General features: G+C 75.3%; 18 protein-coding genes and 2 pseudogenes. 12 read left to right on the top strand and 8 right to left on the bottom strand.

Annotated features, from left to right (window positions below):
- Positions 1-6 precede the first annotated feature (6 nt).
- Positions 7-390, bottom strand: coding sequence for a thioredoxin (gene trxA, locus EDD32_RS17050; protein ID WP_342771421.1), 384 nt, complete (start codon positions 388-390; stop codon positions 7-9).
- 297 nt (positions 391-687) lie between these two features.
- Here trxA and EDD32_RS17045 point away from each other — a divergent pair, with 297 nt between their 5' ends.
- The 3 genes from EDD32_RS17045 (at position 688) to EDD32_RS17035 (ending at position 3,255) form a co-directional block, all read left to right on the top strand.
- Positions 688-1,890, top strand: a complete 1,203-nt coding sequence (locus EDD32_RS17045; protein WP_123919411.1) for a WD40/YVTN/BNR-like repeat-containing protein — start codon at positions 688-690, stop codon at positions 1,888-1,890.
- Positions 1,891-1,958: 68 nt separating this feature from the next.
- Positions 1,959-2,879, top strand: coding sequence for a DNA-3-methyladenine glycosylase family protein (locus EDD32_RS17040; RefSeq protein ID WP_123919409.1), 921 nt, complete (start codon positions 1,959-1,961; stop codon positions 2,877-2,879).
- A 10-nt stretch (positions 2,880-2,889) separates the two neighbouring features.
- Positions 2,890-3,255 (top strand): VOC family protein, encoded by a 366-nt coding sequence (locus EDD32_RS17035; RefSeq protein ID WP_123919407.1) that lies wholly within the window; start codon positions 2,890-2,892, stop codon positions 3,253-3,255.
- Between the two features lie 76 nt (positions 3,256-3,331).
- On the opposite strand, the gene EDD32_RS17030 is transcribed toward EDD32_RS17035, so the two are convergent.
- Positions 3,332-5,179 (bottom strand): glycoside hydrolase family 13 protein, encoded by a 1,848-nt coding sequence (locus EDD32_RS17030; RefSeq protein ID WP_211338877.1) that lies wholly within the window; start codon positions 5,177-5,179, stop codon positions 3,332-3,334.
- Positions 5,180-5,405: 226 nt separating this feature from the next.
- Entirely contained in the window at positions 5,406-6,734 is a 1,329-nt protein-coding gene (locus EDD32_RS17025) for a DUF2254 domain-containing protein (RefSeq protein WP_123919405.1), read from the bottom strand.
- 202 nt (positions 6,735-6,936) lie between these two features.
- Here EDD32_RS17025 and EDD32_RS17020 point away from each other — a divergent pair, with 202 nt between their 5' ends.
- Positions 6,937-7,851, top strand: a complete 915-nt coding sequence (locus EDD32_RS17020; RefSeq protein ID WP_123919403.1) for a hypothetical protein — start codon at positions 6,937-6,939, stop codon at positions 7,849-7,851.
- 103 nt (positions 7,852-7,954) lie between these two features.
- Here EDD32_RS17020 and EDD32_RS17015 read toward each other — a convergent pair whose 3' ends face one another.
- On the bottom strand, positions 7,955-8,833 hold the full coding sequence (locus EDD32_RS17015; RefSeq protein WP_123919401.1) for an SRPBCC family protein: 879 nt from the start codon (positions 8,831-8,833) through the stop codon (positions 7,955-7,957).
- Positions 8,834-9,197: 364 nt separating this feature from the next.
- On the opposite strand from EDD32_RS17015, the gene EDD32_RS17010 reads away from it, so the two are divergent.
- From EDD32_RS17010 to EDD32_RS19645, 5 genes and pseudogenes are all read left to right on the top strand, one after another.
- The gene (locus EDD32_RS17010) at positions 9,198-10,691 is read left to right on the top strand and encodes a xanthine dehydrogenase small subunit (RefSeq protein WP_123919399.1); all 1,494 of its coding nucleotides are present in this window, start codon (positions 9,198-9,200) and stop codon (positions 10,689-10,691) included.
- Positions 10,688-13,375 (top strand): xanthine dehydrogenase molybdopterin binding subunit, encoded by a 2,688-nt coding sequence (gene xdhB, locus EDD32_RS17005; protein WP_246006198.1) that lies wholly within the window; start codon positions 10,688-10,690, stop codon positions 13,373-13,375. Before EDD32_RS17010 ends, xdhB begins: the two co-directional genes overlap by 4 nt.
- A 2-nt stretch (positions 13,376-13,377) precedes the next feature.
- A complete protein-coding gene (gene xdhC, locus EDD32_RS17000; protein WP_123919397.1) occupies positions 13,378-14,259 on the top strand; it encodes a xanthine dehydrogenase accessory protein XdhC in 882 nt (293 codons plus the stop codon).
- Positions 14,256-15,590 (top strand): guanine deaminase, encoded by a 1,335-nt coding sequence (gene guaD, locus EDD32_RS16995; RefSeq protein WP_123919395.1) that lies wholly within the window; start codon positions 14,256-14,258, stop codon positions 15,588-15,590. Before xdhC ends, guaD begins: the two co-directional genes overlap by 4 nt.
- Positions 15,587-16,901: pseudogene (locus EDD32_RS19645) on the top strand (NCS2 family permease). The gene guaD and the pseudogene EDD32_RS19645 overlap by 4 nt, the downstream one beginning before the upstream one ends.
- Before the next feature lie 63 nt (positions 16,902-16,964).
- On the opposite strand, the gene EDD32_RS16985 reads toward EDD32_RS19645, so the two are convergent.
- Positions 16,965-17,621 carry a hypothetical protein gene (locus tag EDD32_RS16985; protein ID WP_123919393.1) on the bottom strand — a complete coding sequence of 219 codons (657 nt, stop codon included), beginning with the start codon at positions 17,619-17,621 and terminating at the stop codon, positions 16,965-16,967.
- Between the two features lie 172 nt (positions 17,622-17,793).
- Here EDD32_RS16985 and EDD32_RS16980 point away from each other — a divergent pair, with 172 nt between their 5' ends.
- Complete coding sequence (locus EDD32_RS16980) at positions 17,794-18,774, top strand: asparaginase domain-containing protein (RefSeq protein WP_123919391.1); 981 nt, start codon at positions 17,794-17,796, stop codon at positions 18,772-18,774.
- Between the two features lie 73 nt (positions 18,775-18,847).
- Here EDD32_RS16980 and EDD32_RS16975 read toward each other — a convergent pair whose 3' ends face one another.
- The 3 genes and pseudogenes from EDD32_RS16975 to EDD32_RS16965 all read right to left on the bottom strand — a co-directional run bounded on the left by EDD32_RS16975 (position 18,848) and on the right by EDD32_RS16965 (position 20,538).
- Positions 18,848-19,318 carry a heme-degrading domain-containing protein gene (locus EDD32_RS16975; RefSeq protein ID WP_123919389.1) on the bottom strand — a complete coding sequence of 157 codons (471 nt, stop codon included), beginning with the start codon at positions 19,316-19,318 and terminating at the stop codon, positions 18,848-18,850.
- A 244-nt stretch (positions 19,319-19,562) separates the two neighbouring features.
- Positions 19,563-19,892, bottom strand: a pseudogene (locus tag EDD32_RS20045) (pyridine nucleotide-disulfide oxidoreductase); the annotation flags it as partial.
- Positions 19,893-19,989: 97 nt separating this feature from the next.
- The gene (locus EDD32_RS16965) at positions 19,990-20,538 is read right to left on the bottom strand and encodes an OsmC family protein (protein ID WP_211338874.1); all 549 of its coding nucleotides are present in this window, start codon (positions 20,536-20,538) and stop codon (positions 19,990-19,992) included.
- A gap of 252 nt (positions 20,539-20,790) precedes the next feature.
- Here EDD32_RS16965 and EDD32_RS16960 point away from each other — a divergent pair, with 252 nt between their 5' ends.
- Together EDD32_RS16960 and EDD32_RS16955 are read left to right on the top strand one after the other, a co-directional pair.
- On the top strand, positions 20,791-21,009 hold the full coding sequence (locus EDD32_RS16960; RefSeq protein ID WP_123919387.1) for a hypothetical protein: 219 nt from the start codon (positions 20,791-20,793) through the stop codon (positions 21,007-21,009).
- A gap of 74 nt (positions 21,010-21,083) precedes the next feature.
- Complete coding sequence (locus tag EDD32_RS16955) at positions 21,084-22,025, top strand: 5'-3' exonuclease (RefSeq protein ID WP_123919385.1); 942 nt, start codon at positions 21,084-21,086, stop codon at positions 22,023-22,025.
- Positions 22,026-22,087: the final 62 nt, after the last annotated feature.

The raw sequence follows: 22,087 nt of genomic DNA, 5'->3' as shown, positions 1-22,087 counted from the left end.
TCCCGCTCAGATGCTCGCGAGGGCGTCGGTGAGCCAACGACGCAGCTGTCCGGCCGGCTGGGCACCGACGACGCGGGAGACCTCCCGGCCGCCGGAGTAGAGCAGCAGCGTCGGGATCCCGCTGATGTTGTGGCGGACGGCGACCTCGGGTGCGAGGTCGGAGTTGACCTTGGCGACCTTGAGCCGCCCTGCGTTCTCCCGCCCCAGCTGCTCGACGACGGGGGAGACCTGGCGGCAGGGGCCGCACCAGGGTGCCCACACGTCCACCAGCACCGGGACGGCGCTGCCCTCGACGGCGGCCGCGAACTCGGTGCCGGAGACGTCCACCACCCAGGGCAGATCGGCGTGGCAGGCGGCACACCGCGGCCGGCCGCCGGCGGTCACGGGCACGCGGTTCCTCGTCCCGCAGGTGGTACACGACACGACGCGGGATGCCATGTCCCCATTCTTCCCCTGCCCGGACCGGCCCTGCCGCCAGGACCGATCGGTGACCCGCGGTACGCCCTGAACCTGGGACCTAAGTCCCCCAAACGGGCGTCCCAGGTCCCGGGGTCGCAGTGATCTGCGACACACTTTTGCGGGGCGGTGCGTGGCGGTCCGTGTGGCGTGTCCTGCGGCCGGGATGGTGTGCGCGACATCCGTCGTCCGACCTCGTCGCCGACCAGCCGCCCCACCCCGGAGATCCCCATGTCGCGATCCCGCGCGCGCCGCGCAGCCCCCCTCATCGCCACTCCCGCCCTCGCCGCCGCGCTCGTCGCCGCGGCAGCCGCGGCCGTTCCCGCCGGCGCCGCCGTCGAGGCCCCGGCCGGCGAGCCGGGGTACAGCACCGTCGCGACCGTCGCCCCGGTCGCGGCGCAGCGTTCCGCCCAGGGCCGGATCATCGACGACCTGTCCGTCCACGACGGTCTCATCCACCTCGGCTACGGGGACTACGGGGACAACACCGGGCCAATCGACCTCGTCACGCTCGACCCCGCGACGGGCGAGGTCGCCGTCGCCCTCGCCGGCGTCCCCACCGAGGAGATCCAGGTGGTCCGCGACGTCGGCGGGAGCCGCTTCGCCCCGATGGCCGACCCCAGGGCCAGCTGGCGCACACCCTCGGGCTTCGCCACGGACGCCTCCGGGAGGTGGGAGAACGCCGCCGCGGTGCCGGTCGTCCACGCCTACGACGTCACCACGATGGACGGCAGCGACCTCTGGGTAGCCGGCTCCGCCTACCTCGACGGCACCGACCGGGTCGGCGCCGTCGCGTACCGGTCCGTCGACGGCGGAACCACGTGGGAGCAGGCGGTCACCGACCTGCCCGCGACCGCCAGCGGCTACGAGCGCTACTACTGGGTGGCCGAGCTCGGCGGGAAGATCTACGTCCAGGCGCGCCACTACGGCACCACCAGCTCCTCCGGTCCGGTGCGGGTCTTCGACGGCCGACGCTGGACCACCGGGAGCACGCGGCTCGGCAACGTCTGCCTCCCCTCGGACGCCTCCGACATCGAGGTCTTCGCCGACACCCTCGTCTGCGGCCGCGGGACGGTCGTGACGACCTTCGACGGCCGGACGCTGCACCAGTCGCCGGCTCCCACGCGGCAGACCACCACGGGCGGGAGCATCGGGGCGATCGACGTCTTCAGCGACGACCAGCACGTGTGGGTCCTCGGCGGCGGCGGCATCGCCCGGTCCGCCGACGGCGTCACCTGGCAGCAGGTGACCACCTCCGTCCCGGAGGACGCGCGCTCGATCGCGGTCGCGGACGGCCACATCTACCTCGGCACGACCACGAGCACCGTCCTGCGCTCGGACCTCACCGTCGCCGAGCTCGCCCCGGCGCCGGCCGCGGCCGAGCCGGTCGTCAGCGGCAAGGGCAAGGGCGGCGGCAAGGGTCCGGGGAAGTAGGAACGGCGGCCCCGGCGGCCCGGCGGCGCAGCCGCTCCGCCGGTTCCCCGCGCGCCTACCCTGGTCACGTGACGACGGCGGAGCGCACCTGGCGACCCACCTGGCCCTGCCGGGTGGCGCAGCAGCTCGCCGTCCTGCGTCACGGCCCCGGGGACCCGACCTTCCTCGCCGCCGCCCACGGAGCGGCCTGGCGCGGCGTGCGCACCCCCGTCGGCACGGCGACCCTGCGGCTGAGCCTGCGTCCGGCGGACGGCGAGGTGCTCGCCACCGCCTGGGGTGACGGGGCGGACTGGGTGCTCGACGCCGTCCCCGCCATGCTCGGCGCCGGCGACGACCCGTCGGGCTTCCGGGCCGAGCGGCACCCGGTCGTGGACCGGCTGCGGCGCGCCCACCCGCACTGGCGGGTCCCGCGGACCGGGCTGGTCATGGAGTCGCTGGTGCCGGCCGTCATCGAGCAGAAGGTCACCGGGTCGGAGGCGTTCGCCGGCTACCGGCGCCTCGTGCGCCGCTTCGGTGAGCCTGCCCCGGGGCCCGGCGCGGGGCTGGGCCTGCGGGTCCAGCCCGCCCCGGCGGCCCTGGTGGCGATCCCGTCGTGGGAGTGGCTGCGGCTGGGCATCGACCACTCCCGGTCCTCGACGATCGTGGCCGCGGCGCGGCGGGCGGACGCGCTCGAGCGCACCCTCCAGCGCGACCACGCCGGTGCCGACCGCGGCCTGCGCTCCATCCCCGGCATCGGGGTGTGGACGAGCGCGGAGGTCCGCGTGCGCGCGCACGGCGACCCCGACGCCGTGAGCTTCGGCGACTACAACGTGGCCAAGGACGTCGGCTACGCCCTCACCGGGCGCCGGACCGACGACGCCGGCATGGCCGAGCTCCTCGAGCCGTTCCGCGGGCACCGCTACCGCGTGCAGCGCCTCGTCGAGCTGAGCGGGATCCGTCACCAGCGCTTCGGCCCGCGCATGCCGCTGCGGGCCCACCTACCGGTGTAGGGAGGGCGGCGTGCTCACCGTCGGTTCGATCGTCATCCGGGTCGACGACCTGCCCCGGCAGGTCGCGTTCTGGTCGGCCGCGCTGGACTACGTCCCCCGCGGCGGCAGCGTCGAGGCGGACGACTTCGTCCTGCTCCGCCCGCGGCCCGGCCGGTCCGGGCCGAACGTCTCCCTCGACCGGGTGCCCGCGCCGGTCCAGGTCCCGCCGAGGATCCACCTGGACCTGTACACCGAGGACCAGCGCGGCGAGGTTGCGCGGCTCGTCGGGCTCGGCGCGACCCGCGTGCACTGGGACAAGCAGCCCGCCGACGCCGACTACGTCATCCTCGCCGATCCGGAGGGCAACCGGTTCTGCGTCGTCGACACGACGCGTTGACCGGCGCGTCGTCACGCCGGCCCGGGCAGGGCCACCGCCACGCCGCGACCGTGGCGGGTGGCGGGCCGGCGGCGGGTCAGCCGAGACGCCAGACCTGCGCGCCGGGACCGTCGCCCGGCAGCTCGACCCCGCCCGGGCCGACGCGCAGCGGCGCCCCGCCGTAGAGGTTCTCGGCGCCGTCCGCGGCGAGCGAGGCGGGCAGCCGTGCGCCCGACCACGGCGCCCGCGCGAGGAGGACCAGCACCCGCTCGTCGCTCGTCTCGCGCAGGTACGCGACGGCGTCGTCGTCGACCACGGCCCACCGCAGGCCGCCCTCGCGCAGCGCCCGCGAGGACCGCCGCACGGCGAGGAGCGACCGGTAGATCTCGAACGTGGCCGCGTCCCAGTCCGGCCCGCCGCCGGCGTCGACCTGCGCCCAGGGCATGGTCCGCCGGGCGTGCTCACCGTTGACGCCCGTCATCCCGCCCTCGTCGCCGGCGAAGATCACCGGCGTCCCGGGGTAGGTCAGCAGCAGCGCCGCCGCCACCTCCGCCCGCTCGCGGCCGCCCACGACGCTGCGGATCCGGGCGGTGTCGTGCGAGCCGAGCATGTTCCACTGCCGGGCCGTCACCGACCACGGCACCGCCGAGTCGAACTCGCGCATCGTGGCCACCGCCGCGCCGGCGCCGCGGCGCGGCACCGGCACCGGCATCCCCAGGAACGGCAGCGAGGAGCCCGGCTCGACGAGCCAGGTCCACACCGGCCGGGTGAACCCGGAGTAGTTCATGTTGGCGTGCCAGCCGCCCGCGACGAGGTCGGCGCCGGCGTCGTGGAAGTGCTCCGAGACCAGCACGGCCTCGGGGTTCACCGCGCGCATCGTCTCCCTGATGGTCCGGGCGACGGTGTGGGTGAGGTCCACCGCGCCGTACCGGCCGGTCATGTTGGCCACGTCGATCCGCCACCCGTCCAGCGCGTAGGGCTCGGCGAGCCAGCGGGCGACGACGGAGCCCGGCCCCTCGACCAGGCGCCGCGCGAGCTCGGGGGAGCGGTGGTCGAGCTTGGGCAGCGAGGCGTGGCCGAGCCACCCCACGTACCCGGGCTCGCCGTCGTCCCAGTGGTAGAAGGACGACTCGGCGCTGCCCACGTCGGTGCGCGCCCGGTCGAACCACTCGTGGGCCACACCGGTGTGGTTGGTCGTGAGGTCGCCGACCAGCCGCATGCCGCGCGAGCGCAGCGCGGCGCGCAGCGAGGCGAGCGCCTCGTCGCCGCCGAGCAGGGGATCGACGTGGTCGAACGTGCGGGCGTCGTAGCGGTGGTTGGACCGGCCGGGGAAGAACGGGGTGAGGTAGAGGGTGTCGACCCCGAGGCGCTCGAGGTGGTCCAGGCGGGACTCGACCCCGGGCAGGTCCCCGCCGTAGAGCTGGCTGCCGACGCCCCGGCCGCGGGCGCCGGGGACCTCGTCCCACGCCGTGGGCAGCGCCCAGTCGGGCAGCGGGCCGGGCGGTGGACCGTCGTGGCCGCAGGAGCGGGCGAACCGGTCGGGGAAGACCTGGTAGACCACCGACGACGCCGTCCACGCCGGTGCGGGCTCGTGGACGCTGAGCCGGAAGTCGGCGGCGTCGGGCACGTCCCGGGCGTGGACGCCGCGGCCGTTGAGCCAGCGGTAGCCGCCGGGCTCGGCGACGAGGAACCGGTAGCCCGTGACCGGGTTGTGCACGTCCACCTCGGCGACGTACCAGTGCTCGTCGCCGACCGACCGGTCCAGCCGGGCCGGGGCGATCATCGGCTCGCCGTCGCGCACGGTGCGCACCCACACCTCGCGCCGGGCTCCCGGGACCCGCAGGCGCACGGGGACGACGTCACCCAGGTGCGGCGTCCCGGGCGGGACGTACACCTCGGAGCCGTCGTGGTGGGGCTGGTCGAGCAGGTGCGGTGCAGGGGTCACGGTGGTCCCTCGGGTCGGCGTCGGGCGTCCACGCTAGCCCCGCCGGGGGCCGGTCCGTCGACCCACCCACCCTGCGGGGTCCACCGGCGAGTCCCACCCTCCGGCGTAGCGCACTGCAGGGTCCCACCCTGCTGGTCCCACCCTGCGGGTCCCACCCTGCGGCATGGCGCCCGGCGGGCCACCGGGCGTGCGTGACCGGGCCAGGTGTCAAAGGCCCGTGCAGCTCTCAGGCGCCCGTGCGGGCGAGGCCCCGAGCAACCTCGTCGGCCCGCTCGCGGAACACCTCGACGTCGTGCGCCTGGTGCCCTGCACGCTCGAAGGCCTCGGTGAGCAGACGGACCTGGGTGAGCAGCCGCGCGCGCAGGGCCTGGTCCTGGGCGTGCCGGCCGACCCGCCGCACGAGGGTCAGGCCGGCGTGCATGACCGACGGCGCGGTCCCGGCGTACCAGCGCACGTGGTCCAGGACGTCGGAGGTGAGGGAGACGGCGTCGGGCCGCGGGGCGTGGACGCGCGGGACGCCGTCGTCGTCCGCCCGCCACGGCGAGGGCAGCTCGCGGGCGGCGAGGAGGGCAAGGCCCGAGGACAGGTCGTCCAGGGCGTTGACGGCGGTGTACGGGTCGTTCGTGCCGGGGGAGAGGGCCCGCACCGCGAGCTCGGTGAGCTGCTGCACGGCGAAGTCGACGTCCTGGTAGGGCGTTCGGGCGTCGGAGACGACGACGGCGTCGCGCACCTTCGCCGCGAGCCCGTCGTCCCGGCGCTCACCCGGGTGGACGAGGCAGAGCACGGTGTCCTCCAGGACGTAGCGACCGGGCACGACCCGCAGGGCGAGCAGCACGTCGCCGGAGCGGGCGGCGTCGAGCAGCGCCTCCTCGTCGACGTAGGTGACGTAGCCGGTCCGTCCGCCGCGCACGGGTGCGGCCTCCTCCTCGAGCCGGTCCGGCAGACGGGCGTCGACGTCGAGGTCACGGCCGATCTGCTCGGGGTAGAGCCGGTCGACGGTCGCGTGCAGGTCCTGCCGGACCCGGCGGGCGATGGTCGAGACCTGGATCGAGTCGGAGATGTGGTGGATGAAGTAGATGAGCACGGCGATGTTCAGCACGGCCAGGACGACCGCGCCGTTGACCGCCAGGTGGGGGATGAACACCTCGGCCTCGGGGTCGCCGGGGTCGCCGAGCGCCCGGATCGAGCGCAGCACCAGCAGGCTGTAGAGGAACGTCGCGACGAACACGCCCAGGACGGCCTGGTTCCCGCGGTCGGCCATGAAGTTGCGCACGAGGCGCGGGCCGTAGCTGGAGGACGTCAGCGCGAGGACCGCCATCGTGATGGAGAACGTCGTGCCGGCGACGGCGAGGGACGACCCGGCGATCGCGCCGAGGATGTCGCGGCTGCCGCTCTCGCCCACGCGGTAGATGATCGCGTCGAGCCAGCCGGGCAGCGTGGGGAGGATCGCCAGCTCGTCGACGGCGATGAGGGCCTCGGCGAGCAGGACCGCCACGACGACCATGACGGCCGGCACGAACCAGAAGCGTTCGCGCAGGCGCTGGAGGATGTTCACGGCCTCACCCTGCCAGGACGTGCCGGTCCGTGCGGTGAGGCGGGGCCGGTCACCACACCGAGACGAGGCCGGTCCGCGCGGTGAGGCGGCGCCGGTCACCACACCGCGACGGGCCGGTGCCGGGAGCGGGCCGGTGCCGGGTGGTAGGTCCGCGGGAGGGTCGGGTTGGAGCGGGAAGGGCCTTGTCGGGTTGACTGGCGCCGTGACCGACCTCAGCGCCGTGGCGCAGGAGCTCTACGGGCTGACCCCCGCCGAGTTCACGCCGGCGCGCAACGCGCGGGCGAAGGAGCTGCGGGCCGCCGGCGAGAAGGAGCTCGCGGACGCCGTGCGCGCGATGCCGAGGCCCTCGGCCGCCGCGTGGCTGGCCAACGCGATGGTGCGCCACCTCGGCGAGGAGGTCACCGGCCTGCTCGAGCTCGGCGAGGAGCTGCGGCGCGCCCAGGCCGACCTCGACGCCGCCCAGCTCCGCGAGCTCACCGCGCAGCGCCGTCGTCTCGTCTCGGCCCTCGCGCGCCGCGGCCGGGAGCTCGCGGGCGAGCTCGGGCACAAGGTGGGCCCGGGCGTCGTCGAGCAGCTCGCGGCGACCCTCAACGCGGCCATGACGGACAAGGACGCCGCCGAGGCCCTGCGGACCGGGCTCCTCGTCGGGCCGATGGAGTCCGCCGGGCTCGGCCGGGTGGACCTCGACGGGGTGCTGGCCGTTCCCGGGGCGGCGGGGGAGCGGGCCCCCGAGGGGGTGGCGCCCCTGGCGCGCAAGCGGGCCGCGCGCGACGCCGAGCGGGCGCGGGCGAGGGAGGCGGCAGCCCGCCGGCTCGCCGAGGCGCAGGAACATCTCGCCTCCGCCGAGGCGGAGGCCGCGACCGCCGACCGGCGGCGGCGCAAGGCCGAGGAGCACGTGCGGTCGCTGCAGGCGGGCGTCCTGCAGGCCCGGGCCGAGACCGAGGACCTGCGGCGGCGCCTCGAGTCGGCCGAGGTCGCCCTGGAGCGTGTGGAGGACGAGCTCGCCGACGCCGAGGACGACCGGGAGGTGGCCGTCGCGGACGACGCGGGCGCCCGTTCCGACGTCGAGGCCGCGCGCGCCGCGCTGGCGGCCCTGCGCCTGGAGCAGGGCCGCTGACCCGTGACGCGCGACGGCCCCGGCGCGGGGCCGGGGCCGTCGGGAGGATCAGCTCAGCTCGTGCCGGGTTCGGCACGCACCGGGGTGTCCTGGTGCCCGCTGCTCAGCGGAGCGGTTCGTCGTCGCGGCGGCGGGCGTCGTCGTCACGGTGCCGAGGCTCGCCCTCCGTGAGCCCGGTGCCCGACGCGTCCACGTCCGTCCGGTCCCCCTCGCCGGGGGCGAGCCCGGTCTCGGGGTCGACGTTGGCCTGTGCCCGCACGGCCGGCGGGATCGACTCGTCGTCAGCCACCGTGGGCGGGTACGCCGGCGGGGTCCCGGGAGGGGCCCCGGGGTCGAAGCCCTCCGCCGGTGCGGACGGCGCGGTGCGGGTGGGGCGGTCGTCACCGCCCTTGGCGGCCGCGACCGCGGCGGCACCCGCGGCGGCCGCGCCGACGGCGGCCGCGGCGGCCTTGCCGGAGACCCCCGCCCTGCCCGAGTCGCCCTCGGAGGGCGCTGCTGCGCCGACACCCGGGGCGCCGATCGTCGCGCCGGGGTTCACCGTGCCGCGCCAGGCGCCGCTCGCGTACCCCTCGGACTCGATGATCTCCTTGAAGCGCTCGAGGTCGGCCACCGCCTGCCGCTCGACGAGGCCGAGCTTGTCGCCGGCCGTCTCGACCAGGCCCTCGGGCTCGTACTCCAGCTCGAGGTGGATCTGGGTCTGGCCGCCGCCGACGTCCTCGAACGTCACCGCGCCGGCGTTGGTGGCGCCCTCCGTGGCCGCCCAGGCGATCTTGCGGTCGGGGACCTGCTCGAGGATCCGGGCCTCCCACTCGCGCTTGACCCCCGCGATCTCGGCGACCCACTGCAGGCGGTCGTCGGAGAGCTGGGTGACGGACGTGACGCCACCCATGAAGTGGGGGAAGTCCTCGAACTGCGTCCACTGGTTGTAGGCCGTGGCGACCGGGACGTCGACCATGATCGACTTGTGGACCTTCGTGGTCATGACATCTCCTCCTGCTCGGGACGAGGCGCTGACGCCCGCGTCTTTCGCCCAGCATGCGACCCCCGGCGGTGTCCCGCATCACGGGGACGCCGGCCCCGGTCCGGTGGCGGGTGCACGACGGGCCGCGCCACGTCCCGCCCCGGCTGCGAGATGTGTCGTCCCGATGTCGTCCGGACATCGATGGGAACTCGCCTTCCGAAATGCTTGTGGGCACCGCCGGCAAGGGACTAACGTCCTGCGCACACCGGCGCCGTTGTTCGGCATGGATAACCTGCGGCCCGGCAGCTCAAGCACCGAACCATGCCCCTCGCGGACCACCGGCACCGGCGGACCCCACGGGCAGTTCGAAGCAGGAGCACGAGGCATGGACCTAGAGGTCACCGTCAACGGCCGGGTCAGGGCCGACGTCGCGGCCGGGCCGCACACGTCCCTGCTGGACTGGCTGCGCGCGCAGGGCCTGACCGCCGCCAAGGAGGGCTGCGCGGAGGGTGAGTGCGGTGCGTGCGCCGTCCTCGTCGCCCGCCCGGACGGCGAGGGCCGCACCCGCTGGACCGCGATCAACGCCTGCCTGCCGTCCGCCGCCGCGCTGGACGGGCAGGAGATCGTCACCGCCGAGGGTCTGGGCACCGCGCCCGGCGCCTGCCGGGCGCAGGACCTGCACCCCGTCCAGCGCGAGATGGCCGAGCGGGGCGGGTCGCAGTGCGGCTACTGCACGCCCGGCTTCGTGTGCTCGATGGCCGCGGAGTACTACCGGCCCGACCGCCGGGCCAAGGTGGCGGCCGGGGCCACCGGGACGTCCGCCGTCGGGGAGGACCACGCTGCCGACGACGAGACCGGTCCCAACGGGTTCGACCTGCACGCCCTGAGCGGGAACCTGTGCCGCTGCACCGGGTACCGGCCCATCCGCGACGCGGCGTTCGCCCTCGCCGGCCCCGGGGCCGGCGACCCGCTCGCCGAGCGCCAGGGACGCCCCGCGCCCGCGGTCCGGAGCACCGACCTGTCCGACGCCACCGGGCGGTTCGTGCGGCCGGCCGACCTCGCCGAGCTCCTCGAGCGGCTCGCCGCCGACCCCGACGCCCTCGTCGTCGCCGGCGCCACGGACACCGGGGTCGAGCGCAACATCCGTCACGCCCGGCCCCCGCTCGTCCTGGCGGTGGACCGCCTCCCCGAGCTGCGCGGCCTCGAGGTCACCGAGGAACGCATCGAGATCGGTGCGGCCCTGACCCTCTCGGAGGTCGAGCGGGCCCTCGACGGGCGGGTGCCGCTGCTGGCCCAGCTCTTCCCGCAGTTCGCCTCGCGCCTCATCCGCAACACCGCCACCCTCGGCGGCAACCTCGGCACCGGCTCGCCCATCGGCGACTCCGCGCCCGCGCTCCTCGCCCTGGACGCCTCCCTCGTCCTCACCGGCGCCACCGGCGAGCGGGAGGCCCGCCTGGACGAGTACTTCACCGGGTACCGCACGACGGTGCGCCGGCCCGGTGAGATCATCCGGGCGGTGCGCATCCCCCTGCCGCTGGCCCCCGCCACCGCGTTCTACAAGATCGCCAAGCGGCGCTTCGACGACATCTCCTCGGTCGCCGTCGCGTTCGCCCTGACCACCCGTGACGACGGCGAGGTGAGCGGGGTCCGGATCGGGCTCGGCGGCGTCGCCGCGACGCCGGTCCGCGCACGGGCGACCGAGGGCGCCCTCGTGGGGCGCCGGTGGACCGAGGAGACGGCCCGGTCGGCCGCGGCCGTCATGGCCGGCGAGGGCACCCCCATGGACGACCACCGCGCCAGCTCGGGCTACCGCTCGGCCATGCTCGAGCAGTCCGTCCTGCGCTTCTTCGCCCAGACCGCCCTGGAGGTGGCCCGATGAGGTCCCTGTCCGAGCGTCCCGAGCGGCCCGTCGTCGGGGTGTCCGTCCCGCACGAGAGCGCCGAGCTCCATGTCACCGGCGCCGCGCTCTACACCGACGACCTCGTGGTGCGCACCGCCGGGGTCCTGCACGCCTGGCCCGTCCAGGCTCCGCACGCCCACGCTCGCGTCACGTCGCTGGACACCAGCGGGGCGACGACGGTGCCGGGCGTGGTCCGCGTCCTCACCGGCGCCGACGTGCCGGGCGTCAACGACGCCGGCGTCAAGGGCGACGAGCCGCTCTTCCCCACCGAGGTCATGTACTTCGGCCACCCGGTGGCCTGGGTCCTGGGCGAGAGCCTCGAGGCGGCCCGGCTCGGCGCCGAGGCGGTTCGGGCGGAGTACGAGGTCCTCCCGTCGCTGCTCACCCTCGGCGAGGCGATGGAGGCCGGCAGCTTCCAGGGCAACCAGCCCACCGTGAGCCGTGGCGACGCGGGCGCCGGGCTGGCCGCCGCAGCGCACCGCTTCGCCGGCGAGCTCGAGCTCGGCGGCCAGGAGCACTTCTATCTCGAGACCCACGCCGCGCTCGCCCTCGTCGACGAGGCGGGGCAGGTCTTCGTCCAGTCCAGCACCCAGCACCCCTCCGAGACCCAGGAGATCGTCGCGCACGTCCTCGGGCTGCACAGCCACGAGGTCACCGTGCAGTGCCTGCGCATGGGCGGGGGGTTCGGCGGGAAGGAGATGCAGCCGCACGGCCTCGCGGCGGTCGCGGCGCTGGGCTCGGTCCTGACCGGCCGGCCCGTCCGGCTGCGGCTCAACCGCACCCAGGACCTGACGATCACCGGCAAGCGGCACCCGTTCCACGCCTCGTGGGAGGTCGGCTTCGACGACGACGGCCGCCTGCTGGCCCTGCGCGCGACCCTGACCTCCGACGGCGGGTGGAGCCTGGACCTGTCCGAGCCCGTGCTCGCCCGGGCGCTGTGCCACATCGACAACGCCTACTTCATCCCCGACGTCGAGGTCCACGGCCGGATCGCGCGCACCAACAAGACCTCGCAGACGGCCTTCCGGGGCTTCGGCGGGCCCCAGGGTATGTTCGTCATCGAGGACATCCTCGGCAGGTGCGCGCCCCTGCTGGGCGTGGCGCCGGCCGAGCTGCGGCGGCGCAACTTCTACGCCCCCGGCCAGGCCACGCCCTACGGCCAGCCGGTGCGGCACCCCGAGCGGCTCGCCGCGATCTGGGACGAGGTCCACCAGCGCGGCGACGTCGCCCGGCGCCGTGCGGCGATCGCCGCTTTCAACGCCGCGCACCCGCACACGAAGCGGGCGCTGGCCGTGACGCCGGTGAAGTTCGGCATCTCCTTCAACCTCACCGCCTTCAACCAGGCCGGGGCGCTCGTCCACGTCTACAAGGACGGCTCGGTGCTCATCAACCACGGTGGGACCGAGATGGGCCAGGGCCTGCACACCAAGATGCGCCAGGTCGCCGCGACCGCCCTGGGGGTGCCGCTGGACCACGTCCGCCTCGCGCCCACCCGCACGGACAAGGTGCCCAACACCTCCGCCACGGCGGCCAGCTCGGGCGCGGACCTCAACGGCGGCGCCGTCAAGGACGCCTGCGAGCAGATCCGTGAGCGGCTCGCCGGCGTCGCGGCGCGTACGCTCGACATCCATCCCGACGACGTCCGCTTCGACGGCGGCCGGGTCACGGGCATCGGGTTCCACGACCGGGACCTGGCGTGGGCCGACGTCGTGCGCGCCGCCTACTTCCAGCGGGTCCCGCTGTTCGCCGCCGGGTACTACCGCACCGAGGGGCTGCACTGGGACTCCAGCCGGATGCAGGGCGAGCCGTTCAAGTACTTCTCCTACGGCGCCGCCGCCTCCGAGGTGGAGGTGGACGGCTTCACCGGCGCCTACCGGTTCCTGCGCACCGACATCGTCCACGACGTCGGCGACACGCTCTCCCCGCTCGTCGACGTCGGCCAGATCGAGGGCGGGTTCGTCCAGGGCGCCGGCTGGCTGACCCTGGAGGAGCTGCGCTGGGACCTCTCCGACGGCGACACCCGCGGCCGCCTGGCCACCCAGTCGGCGAGCACCTACAAGCTGCCGAGCTTCTCCGAGATGCCCGAGGAGCTCAACGTCCACCTCTTCGAGCGGGCCACCGAGACCGGCGTCGTCTACGGCTCCAAGGCTGTGGGGGAGCCGCCGCTCATGTTGGCCTTCAGCGTCCGGGAGGCGCTGCGCGAGGCCGCCGCCGCGTTCGGGCCCGGTGGGGTCAGCGTGGGTCTGGCGAGCCCGGCCACCCCCGAGGCGGTCTTCTGGGCCGTTCAGGCGGCCCGCTCGGCCGGTGGTGAGGCGCCCGGCGAGGAGACGTCGGCGGTGACGGGTGCGCCGGTCGCGGGGACGGCGGCGGCCGCCGGGCCGGCCGGCACCGTGACCGACCTCGGGGACGGCGCCCCCACCGCGGACGCGGCCGCGCCGTCGCCCGGGGCTGCCCAGCCCGCCGCGACGGGCGACGTCGACGGGTCCGACCACGGCACCGAGCAGGCCCACGACGGCGCCGACCACGGGGCCGCCCGGTCGGCCGCCACGGGCGAGCACGACGGCGGCCACGACGCACACGGTGTCGACGGCGGACACGGTGTCGATGGCGCCCACGGCGGCGCGGCGGCCGGGGCCGCCCGCTCCGTCTCCGGGGGGAGCTGACCGTGGACTGGCTGGAGGCGGTGCAGAGCCTGCGCGCGGACGCTCGCCCGGGCGTCCTCGTGACCGTGACCGCGGTCCGCGGCCACGCCCCGCGCGAGGCCGGCGCGAAGATGGTCGTGGCGAGAGGCGCCACATGGGACAGCGTCGGCGGGGGCAACCTCGAGGCCACGGTCGTGGACCGGGCGCGGGCGATGATCGACGAGGGCGCGACCGCGCCCGAGACCCTGACGTTCGCCCTCAACGACCACGCCGAGAACCGGCACGGGCGTCAGTGCTGCGGGGGAGAGGTCAGCGTCCTCCTCGAGCCGCTGCGCACGGCCCCGACCGTCGCCGTCTTCGGCGTCGGGCACGTCGGTCTCGAGCTCGCCCGCATCCTGTCCCGGCTGCGCCTGGACCTCCACCTCGTCGACAGCCGCGCCGAGCAGCTGGACCCGCTGCGTCTGGCGGACGTCACCGGCGGGCACGCGAGCGTCACCGTCCACCACGCCGTCGCCCCCGAGACCGTGCTGCGCGCCCTCCCGGCGGGGTCCCACGTGCTCGTCATGACGCACGACCACGCCGAGGACCTCCTCCTGTGCGACGCGGCCCTGCGCCGCGGCGACCTCGACGTCGGCCTCATCGGCTCCCGCGCCAAGTGGTCGCGGTTCCGGGTCCGCCTGCGTGCGGAGGGCCACGACGACGCCGTCATCTCCACCATCACCTGCCCCATCGGGTTGCCGACCATCACGGGCAAGGCCCCGGCCGTCATCGCCGTCTCCGTCGCGGCGGACCTGCTGCAGACCATCGAGCGCGAGGCCGGGGCCGCCGGGCCGGCCCACGTCCTCGCCCGGGCCGACCGTGCGGCGCCCGCCGCGCCGGCACCCGCCGAGGGCCGCCGCGCATGACCCTCTACCGCGCCACCGTCCTCGACACCCCGAGCGACCCGTTCGAGGACGGCCCCGAGGCCCTGCGCGCCGAGCACGACGGCGGGCTCCTCGTCCGCGACGGCGTCATCGCCGCCCGCGGCCGCTTCGCCGACGTCGCCGCCGCCCACCCCGGCGAGGAGGTCGTCGACCTGCGCGAGGGCATCCTCCTGCCGGGGATGGTCGACACCCACGTGCACTTCCCGCAGGTGCGGGCCATCGGCGGCCTGGGCATGCCCCTGCTGGACTGGCTCGACCGGTGCGCGCTGCCCGAGGAGACGCGCCTGGTGAACCGGACCTACGCCGAGGAGGTCGCCGGGGAGTTCGTCGACGGCCTCGTCCGGGCCGGCACCACCACCGCGCTCGTCTTCGGCTCGCACTTCCCGGAGGCGGTCGACGCCCTGTTCGCCGAGGCCGAGCGGGTCGGGCTGCGGATCACCAGCGGCCTGGTCGTCAGCGACCGGATCCTCCCCGAGCCCCTGCTCACCACCCCCGAGGCCGCGCTCGCGCACGGCCGGGCCCTGCTGGAGACGTGGCACGGCCGCGGACGCCTGCGCTACGCCGTCACGCCGCGGTTCTCCCTCTCCAGCTCCGAGCCCATGCTCGACGCGTGCGCCGAGCTCCTCGCCGCCCGCGACGACGTCTGGTTCACCTCCCACCTCAACGAGAACACCGCCGAGATTGAGGAGGTCGCCCGGCTCTTCCCCGGCGCCGGGCACTACCTCGACTCCTACGACCGGCACGGCCTGGTCACCCCGCGCTCGGTCCTGGCCCACAACGTCCACCCCACCGGCCACGAGCTGGAGGTGCTCGCCCGCGCGGGCGCCGCCGTCGCCCACTGCCCCACCTCCAACTGCGCCCTCGGCAGCGGGCTGTTCCCCTTCGCCGAGCACCTCACGGCCGGCGTGCGGGTGGCCCTCGGCTCCGACGTCGGGGCCGGCACCGGCTTCTCCCTGCTCAAGGAGGGCCTGCAGGCGTACTTCGTCCAGCGCCTCCTCGGCCCGCGCGGGGTGGCACTGGGCCCCGCCGCGCTCCTCCATCTCGCGACGAGGTCCGGCGCCCTGGCGCTGGGGCTCGGCGACGACGTCGGCGACCTCTCGGTCGGCAAGCAGTTCGACGCCGTCTGGGTCCGACCCCAGCCGGGCAGCACCCTCGACGTCGTGCTCCGCCACCCGGCGGACGCGACCGACGCCCTTGCCAAGATCTTCACCCTGGGCACACCCGGCGACGTCGCCGTCGTCTGGGTAGCCGGCCGGGCGGTCAGCTCCGCGCCCCAGCCCGTGCCCCCGTCCCTTCCCCTGGAGGCAGCATGAGCACGACCGCGACGAAGAAGTCCGGTCCCGTCCGCACCGGGCCCGGCCCGGTGGACCGCTACTTCGGCATCACCGCCGAGGGCTCGACGATCCCGCGCGAGCTGCGCGCGGGTTTCACCACGTTCCTGACGATGAGCTACATCCTCTTCGTCAACCCGCAGGTCCTCTCCGGGGCGATCGACGTCCCCAACTCCTTCGTCCAGCTGCTCATGGTCACGGCCATCGCGGCGGCGTTCGGCTCCATCGTCATGGGCGTGATCGCCCGCTACCCGTTCGCCCAGGCCCCCGGCATGGGGCTCAACGCGTTCTTCTCCTTCACCGTGGTGCAGGGGATGGGCGTACCGTGGCAGACCGCGCTCGGCGCGGTGTTCATCTCCGGCGTGCTGTTCGTCGTCCTGAGCGTCATCGGGGCCCGCAAGGCGATCGTCATGGCGATCCCCATGAGCCTCAAGCTGGCGATCACCGCCGGCATCGGCACGTTCCTGGCGTTCCTCGGGCTGCGCACCGCCGGGATCGTCGTGCCGAACGAGGCGACGATGGTCACCCTCGGCTCACTGGGCAGCCCCACCGCCTGGGTGGCGATCGTCGGCCTGCTCATCACCGCGGTCCTGCTCCAGCTCAAGGTCAAGGGCGCCATCCTCTGGGGCATCCTCGGCTCCTCGGTCATCGCGATCGTCTCCGGGGCCCAGGTCTTCGCCGGGGGCGCCGACGGCGGCCTCCAGGCGTTCCCCGGCTTCGGTGACGGCGTCGTCGCAGCGCCGATCTGGCCCAGTGACCTCGTGGGGGCGCTGGACATCGCCGGTGCCCTCGGGCTCGGCGTCCTGTCGGTGGTGTTCACCTTCTTCTTCGTGGACTTCTTCGACGCCACGGGCACCCTCACCGGGCTGGCCCAGCGCGCCGGGTACCTCGACCACCACCGCCTACGTCGAGAGCGCCTCGGGCATCGAGGACGGCGGACGGACGGGCCTGACGTCGGCGACGACGGGCGTGCTGTTCGCTCTGTCGATGTTCCTGTGGCCGCTCGCCGGGGCGATCCCGGGCGCGGCGACGGCGCCGGCGCTCATCCTCGTCGGGGCGATGATGATGGACGGGATCCGCCACATCGAGTGGGACAAGGTCTCCGAGGGTGTGCCCTCGTTCCTGGCGATCATCTCGATGCCGCTGACGTTCTCCATCGCCAACGGCGTGAGCCTCGGCGTCATCAGCTACTGCGCCATCAAGCTCTTCACCGGCGACGGCCGCAAGGTCCACCCGATCCTGTACGTCGTCGCCCTGTTGCTCGTGGCGAGGTACGTCTTCCTCAGCGAGTAGCGGACGGGGCGGCACGGGCCCCCTGCGCCCGTGCCGCCCCACCGTCCGGCTCCGGCGCGCCGGTCAGGCCCGCCAGGCCGAGGTCTGCGCCGTGGCGTCGTCCGTCGTGGCGTCGTCGTCGGAGGTGCCCTCGTCGGTCAGGCCGGCCATCCCGCGGTGCCCGCCGGGGCCGTGTCCAGGCCCACCCATCGGGAGTCCCTCCTCGACCGCGGTGGTGACGCGGCCCTCGAGGTCCGCGCGCAGGTCGGCCGCACGCTCCTCGTCGAGGTCGCCGTCGGCCACCGCCTGGTCGATCCGCTCGCCGGCGGCGGCGACGAGGGCGTCGACGAGCTCGGCGGTCGGGACCCCCTGCGCCTCGGCCACCTCGGCGAGCGTCGCGCCGTCGACCAGCTGCTCGCGCAGCGCGTCCTCGTCGAGCCCGAGCGCCTCCGCGGCGCTGCCGAGTGCGAGCATGCGCAGACCGTGGCCGCCGCGGGCGTCGGAGGAACCGAGCGTCTCGGCGACGTCGTCGGCCTGGTCCTCGGTGATGGTGCCGTCCTCCACGAGACCGGCGAGTGCGTCGCGGACACGCTGGACGCGGTCGGCGAGGAAGGAGCCGGAGTCCTCCTCGGTGGTCGTCCCGCTGGTCGTCGCGGCGCCCGCGGGCAGCAGGGCGACCCCGGCGACCCCGGCGATCCCCAGGGCCCCAGCGGCGGCCAGGGCGGAGAGTGTGCGCTTCATGTCTTCCATCCGTCTCTTCGGGTGCGGGGGCCCGGTCGTCGAATCCCGCGAGCACCACCTTCCCTCCGCGACCTGGGAGGACGCTGACGCGGACCTGCCAGTTCGCCCAGTGCCGCACGGGGCGGTGGCGCTCGGTAGCCTGACCCGCGGCATCTCGTCCCCAGGAGGCACCATGATCACCCTGCTCGCCACCGGCGGGACCATCGCGGCCCGCAGGAGCGCGCGCGGGCTCACCGTGGGGGCCGCCGGGGCGGAGCTCCTCGAGCGGGCCCGGACCGTCTGGCCGCTGGAGGTCGACGTGGTGGTCCGCGACGTCGAGGGGGTCGACTCCTCGGCACTGACCGTGCCGCGCGTGCTCCGGCTCGTCCGGACCGTCCGGGAGGCCCTGGTGACCTCCGACGGCGTCGTCGTCACCCACGGCACCGACACGATGGAGGAGACGGCGTTCCTCCTCGCCCTCGGCCACGACACCGAGCGGGCGGTCACCCTCACCGGGTCGCAGCGGCCCTTCGACGACGCCGCCCCGGACGGGCCCCGCAACCTCGCCGCCGCCCTGGCCTGGGCCGCGTCGCCGACGAGCCGGGGCACCGGGGTGACCATCGCCTTCGCCGATGCGGTGCTGCCGGCCATCGGGACCCACAAGGCCAAGTCGCTGGGTCTCGAGGCGTTCGCCGCACCCACCCGCGGCCCCCTCGGGCACGTCGACGAGACCGGGGTGCGCCGCCACGCCCGGCCCGAGCTGCCCGCCCCGATCCTGCCCATGGACGCCGTCGACCTGCCGCGGGTGACGGTCGTGCCCCAGTACCTCGGCGCCGACGCCGCTGCCGTCGAGGCGGCGGTGCGGGACGGGGCCGAAGGGCTGGTCGTGGCGGGGTTCGGCGCGGGGAACACCACCCCGCCGGTCACGGCGGTGCTCGTCGAGCTCCTCGGCGCGGGGCTGCCCGTGGTCGTGACGTCCCGGACCGGGTCCGGCGCCGTCGCGGGCCTCTACGCCGGCGGGGGAGCCGACCTCGCCGCGGCGGGAGCGGTCATGGCGGGCGACCTCTCCCACTGGCAGGCCCGGCTGCTCCTCGCCGCGGTGCTCGCCCGGGGGCGCGAGGGCTGGGCCGGGCGCGTGCGCGACTGGCTAGGCGCGGCGGGCGCGACGCCGTGAGCTGTACGGCGCGACGCCGTGTACGCCGCGGCGGTCGCGGCGGGCGTGACACCGCGCCGCACGACGCCCGGAGCTACCGCCCCAGGTAGACCCTGAGCTGCTCGACGAGGAAGGCGTGGTCCTCCCGCTGCGGCAGCCCGGAGACGCCGACGACCCCGACGATCTCCCCGCCGGCCAGGGTGAGCGGGAAGGCACCGCCGTGCGCGGCGAACCGGTCGGTGTCGAGACGGCTGTCGGTGTCGAAGTCCCTCCCGCCGACCCGGAACTGCTCGCCGACGCCCAAGGAGCTGCGGCCGTAGCGGCGCACGACCGCCATCTTGCGGGCGAGCCACGCGTCGTTGTCCGCGCTCGAGCCGTCCAGTGCCGTGTGGAAGGCGCGCTGCTCGCCCAGCATGATCCCGATCGCGATCGGCAGCGACCGGTCCTGCGCCGCGTCCCGGAGCAGGCAGCCCAGCTCCCAGGCGTGCCGGCGGGTGAAGGAGGTGAAGCGGAGCTCGGACTCCTCGGCGAGGATCTGCTCGTGCAGGGCGGTGGGGTGGCTCATGGCGCCACTGTAGGCGGGGTCGCACCCGCCGGGAGTCCGGCCACTCAGTCGCGGAGCAGCGCACCGACGGCGCCCGTGAGGTCGCCGGCCGGCACGAGGACGGCGCCGCCGGGCAGGGTGCGGGTTTCAGTACCCCGGAGGTGTGCAGCTGGTGGACGTCCCTCGGGGGGTCACGTGCCGGCGCGGGCACCGAGGGTGCGTCGTAGTGGCCGGTGGCGACCACGACGTTCTCGGCCGACCAGCGAGCGCCGGGGGCGGTGCGCACCTTCCGGCCCCGTGTGGACGCCGCGACGGCGGTGACCTCCACACCGGTGAGCAGCGGCGGGTCGAAGGAGCGCACGTACACGTCGAAGTCGACGACCTCGGCGCCGGTCATGAACCCGTCGGGGTCCGGGCCGGTGTAGCGGTAGTGCGGCAGGCGCGTGAGCCAGCTGGGGCTGAGTAGTCGGAAGAAGTCCCAGCGCTCGCTGCGCCAGCGCTCCGCGGGCCGGCCGCGTTCGAGGACGACGTGGTCCTGCCCGGCCTCGGTCAGCTCGCGGGTCAGCGCGAGACCTGCCTGGCCGGCACCGATGATGATCGTGCGGACGTGCGTCCCTCTCCTGGCGGGCCATGCCGGGAACCGACCGGTCCCCGGCGAGGCCGAGCCGCTCAGCGGAGGGTGGCGTCGATCGTCACCGGGACGCCGTCGGTGACGACGTCGAGGACGGCGGAGCGGCCCGCGGACCGCTCGAGCAGGTCCCGCAGCACCTCCTCGGGTGCGTCGCCGCTGATGGTGAGTGCACCCTCACCTGCGAGAAGCCGTTGCGGGTGTTCTCGGAGAGCCCCAGGATCCCCATGAGGTCGATGTCACCCTCGACGGTCGACTCCACGGAGGTCAGGGTGATCCCGCGGACGGCGGCGATGTTCTCCAGCCCTGCGGTGAGGCACGCGGCCAGGCCGTGCAGCACGTACTCCACCGGCGTGGGCCCGGTGTCCTTGCCGACGAGCACCTGTGGGTGGTCGGCGTCGAGGACGGTCTCGCGCAGGTGGCTCATCTCCTGGCCGGCGCCGTAGAACCCGCTGATCCGTCCCTGGCTGTGCGTGCCGCTGACCCAGCGCTTGTGCGCACGGAACCGGAAGTCGGCGATCGCGGGATCGGCGCTGACCGCGTCGAGCGTGGCGAGAAGGGTCGCGGCGTTGACCCCGTTGCGGGTCGTGGCCTCGGTGGTGACCTGGTTCATGGAAGTCCTCCTGGGTGTCGGTTGGAAGCTGGCCGGACACCCGCCGCCGGGCGCCACATCGGTAGCCGCTGCCCATCTCGCCGGACGGGGGTGCCCATCTCGGTGGGGCGGCGCTGCCGTAGGCACCCGGTCCCCGGTAGATGGGCATGCGCCCCCGATGCGCGGGCCGGGCGCCGGCCGGGATCGTCGTGTCCGGCGCAGGACGCCACGCCGGCCCGACCGGGTCGGCAGGACCCCGACGAGGAGGAGAACGTGGAGAGCGGACAGATCGTGGAGATGGTGCTCACGCAGGAGCGGCTGCGGAACCAGTGGAGCTACGACGAGGGTGCCTGGCGACGCGAGGAGGCCCGCCGGGTGGCGCGCGAGGCGCGCGGTCCGTGGTGGTCGCCGCTGGTCCTGGGTCGTTCGCGGCGCCGGCGAGGCTCGGCGGTGTCGACCGCCACCCCGACGGCGGCCGCGGCCGGCGCCTGAGGCCCGCGCACCCTCGGTGGGCCCCTGAGGACCGGGCGCGCCCTCGGGCGGCGCCCGCAGGGCATGCTGGACCCATGACCTCGACCGGCCCGCTGCTGCTTCTCGACAGTGCCTCGCTGTACTTCCGGGCGTTCTACGGGGTCCCGGACTCCGTCACCGCCCCGGACGGCACCCCCGTCAACGCGGTCCGCGGGTTCCTCGACACCATCGCGCGCCTGGTGACCGACCGTCGGCCGTCGCGCCTCGTCGCGTGCTGGGACGACGACTGGCGCCCGGCCTTCCGCGTCGCGGTGATCCCGTCCTACAAGGAGTACCGGCTCGCCGCCGACGGCGGCGAGGAGGTGCCGCCGGCCCTGACCGCGCAGGTGCCCGTCATCGTCGAGGCGCTCGCGGCCCTGGGGGTCGCGCGGGTGGGTGCCCCCGGCTACGAGGCCGACGACGTCATCGGGACCCTCACCGACCGGGCGGTCACGTCCCGGGCGCGCGGGGGCGTGGAGATCGTCACCGGGGACCGCGACCTCTTCCAGCTGGTCGACGACGACGCCGGGGTGGTCGTGCTGTACACCGCCCGCGGGCTGCGGAACCTCGAGCACGTGGACCAGGCGCGGCTGCGCGAGCGCTACGGCGTCGCGACGGGCGAGGCCTACGCCGACATGGCGATCCTGCGCGGCGACCCCAGTGACGGGCTGCCCGGGGTCGCCGGCGTGGGGGAGAAGACGGCGGCCGGGCTCCTCGCGCGGCACGGCAGCCTCGCGGGCCTCCGCGCTGCCGTCGACGCCGAGGACGGGACGGTCTCGGCCACCCAGCGGGCGCGGCTCCGCGCGGCCCGGGACTACCTCGACGTCGCGCCCCTCGTGGTCCGGGTGGCGCGCGACGCCCCGGTCGGGCAGGTCGACGACGCGCTGCCCGCCACCCCCGCCGACCCCGAGGCGGTCCTGGCGCTGGCGGAGCGGTGGAACCTCGGCTCCCCGATGACCCGGGTCGTCGAGGCCCTGTCGTCGGTGGGCGCGCGCTGACCTCTGCCGGCAGCGGTCGGCGCCCGCGCGGCCTTGCTGGCAGCATGGGTGAGCGGCCGAGA

This window comes from Georgenia muralis (assembly GCF_003814705.1).
GTDB classification, from domain to species: Bacteria; Actinomycetota; Actinomycetes; order Actinomycetales; family Actinomycetaceae; genus Georgenia; species Georgenia muralis.
Note: the sequence above shows the minus strand (reverse complement) of the source record. Positions and strands in the feature narration are given on the sequence as shown.

Excerpts from the sequence above, each read along its gene's own strand:
- EDD32_RS17015 (WP_123919401.1), bottom strand. The coding sequence starts at position 8,833 with ATGACCACGAAGGTCCACAAGTCGATCATGGTCGACGTCCCGGTCGCC.
- EDD32_RS16965 (WP_211338874.1), bottom strand. The coding sequence starts at position 20,538 with ATGAACCAGGTCACCACCGAGGCCACGACCCGCAACGGGGTCAACGCC.
- guaD (WP_123919395.1), top strand. The coding sequence starts at position 14,256 with ATGACCCTCTACCGCGCCACCGTCCTCGACACCCCGAGCGACCCGTTC.
- EDD32_RS16955 (WP_123919385.1), top strand. The coding sequence starts at position 21,084 with ATGACCTCGACCGGCCCGCTGCTGCTTCTCGACAGTGCCTCGCTGTAC.
- xdhB (WP_246006198.1), top strand. The coding sequence starts at position 10,688 with ATGAGGTCCCTGTCCGAGCGTCCCGAGCGGCCCGTCGTCGGGGTGTCC.
- EDD32_RS16975 (WP_123919389.1), bottom strand. The coding sequence starts at position 19,318 with ATGAGCCACCCCACCGCCCTGCACGAGCAGATCCTCGCCGAGGAGTCC.
- EDD32_RS16985 (WP_123919393.1), bottom strand. The coding sequence starts at position 17,621 with ATGAAGCGCACACTCTCCGCCCTGGCCGCCGCTGGGGCCCTGGGGATC.
- EDD32_RS16980 (WP_123919391.1), top strand. The coding sequence starts at position 17,794 with ATGATCACCCTGCTCGCCACCGGCGGGACCATCGCGGCCCGCAGGAGC.
- EDD32_RS17010 (WP_123919399.1), top strand. The coding sequence starts at position 9,198 with ATGGACCTAGAGGTCACCGTCAACGGCCGGGTCAGGGCCGACGTCGCG.
- EDD32_RS17045 (WP_123919411.1), top strand. The coding sequence starts at position 688 with ATGTCGCGATCCCGCGCGCGCCGCGCAGCCCCCCTCATCGCCACTCCC.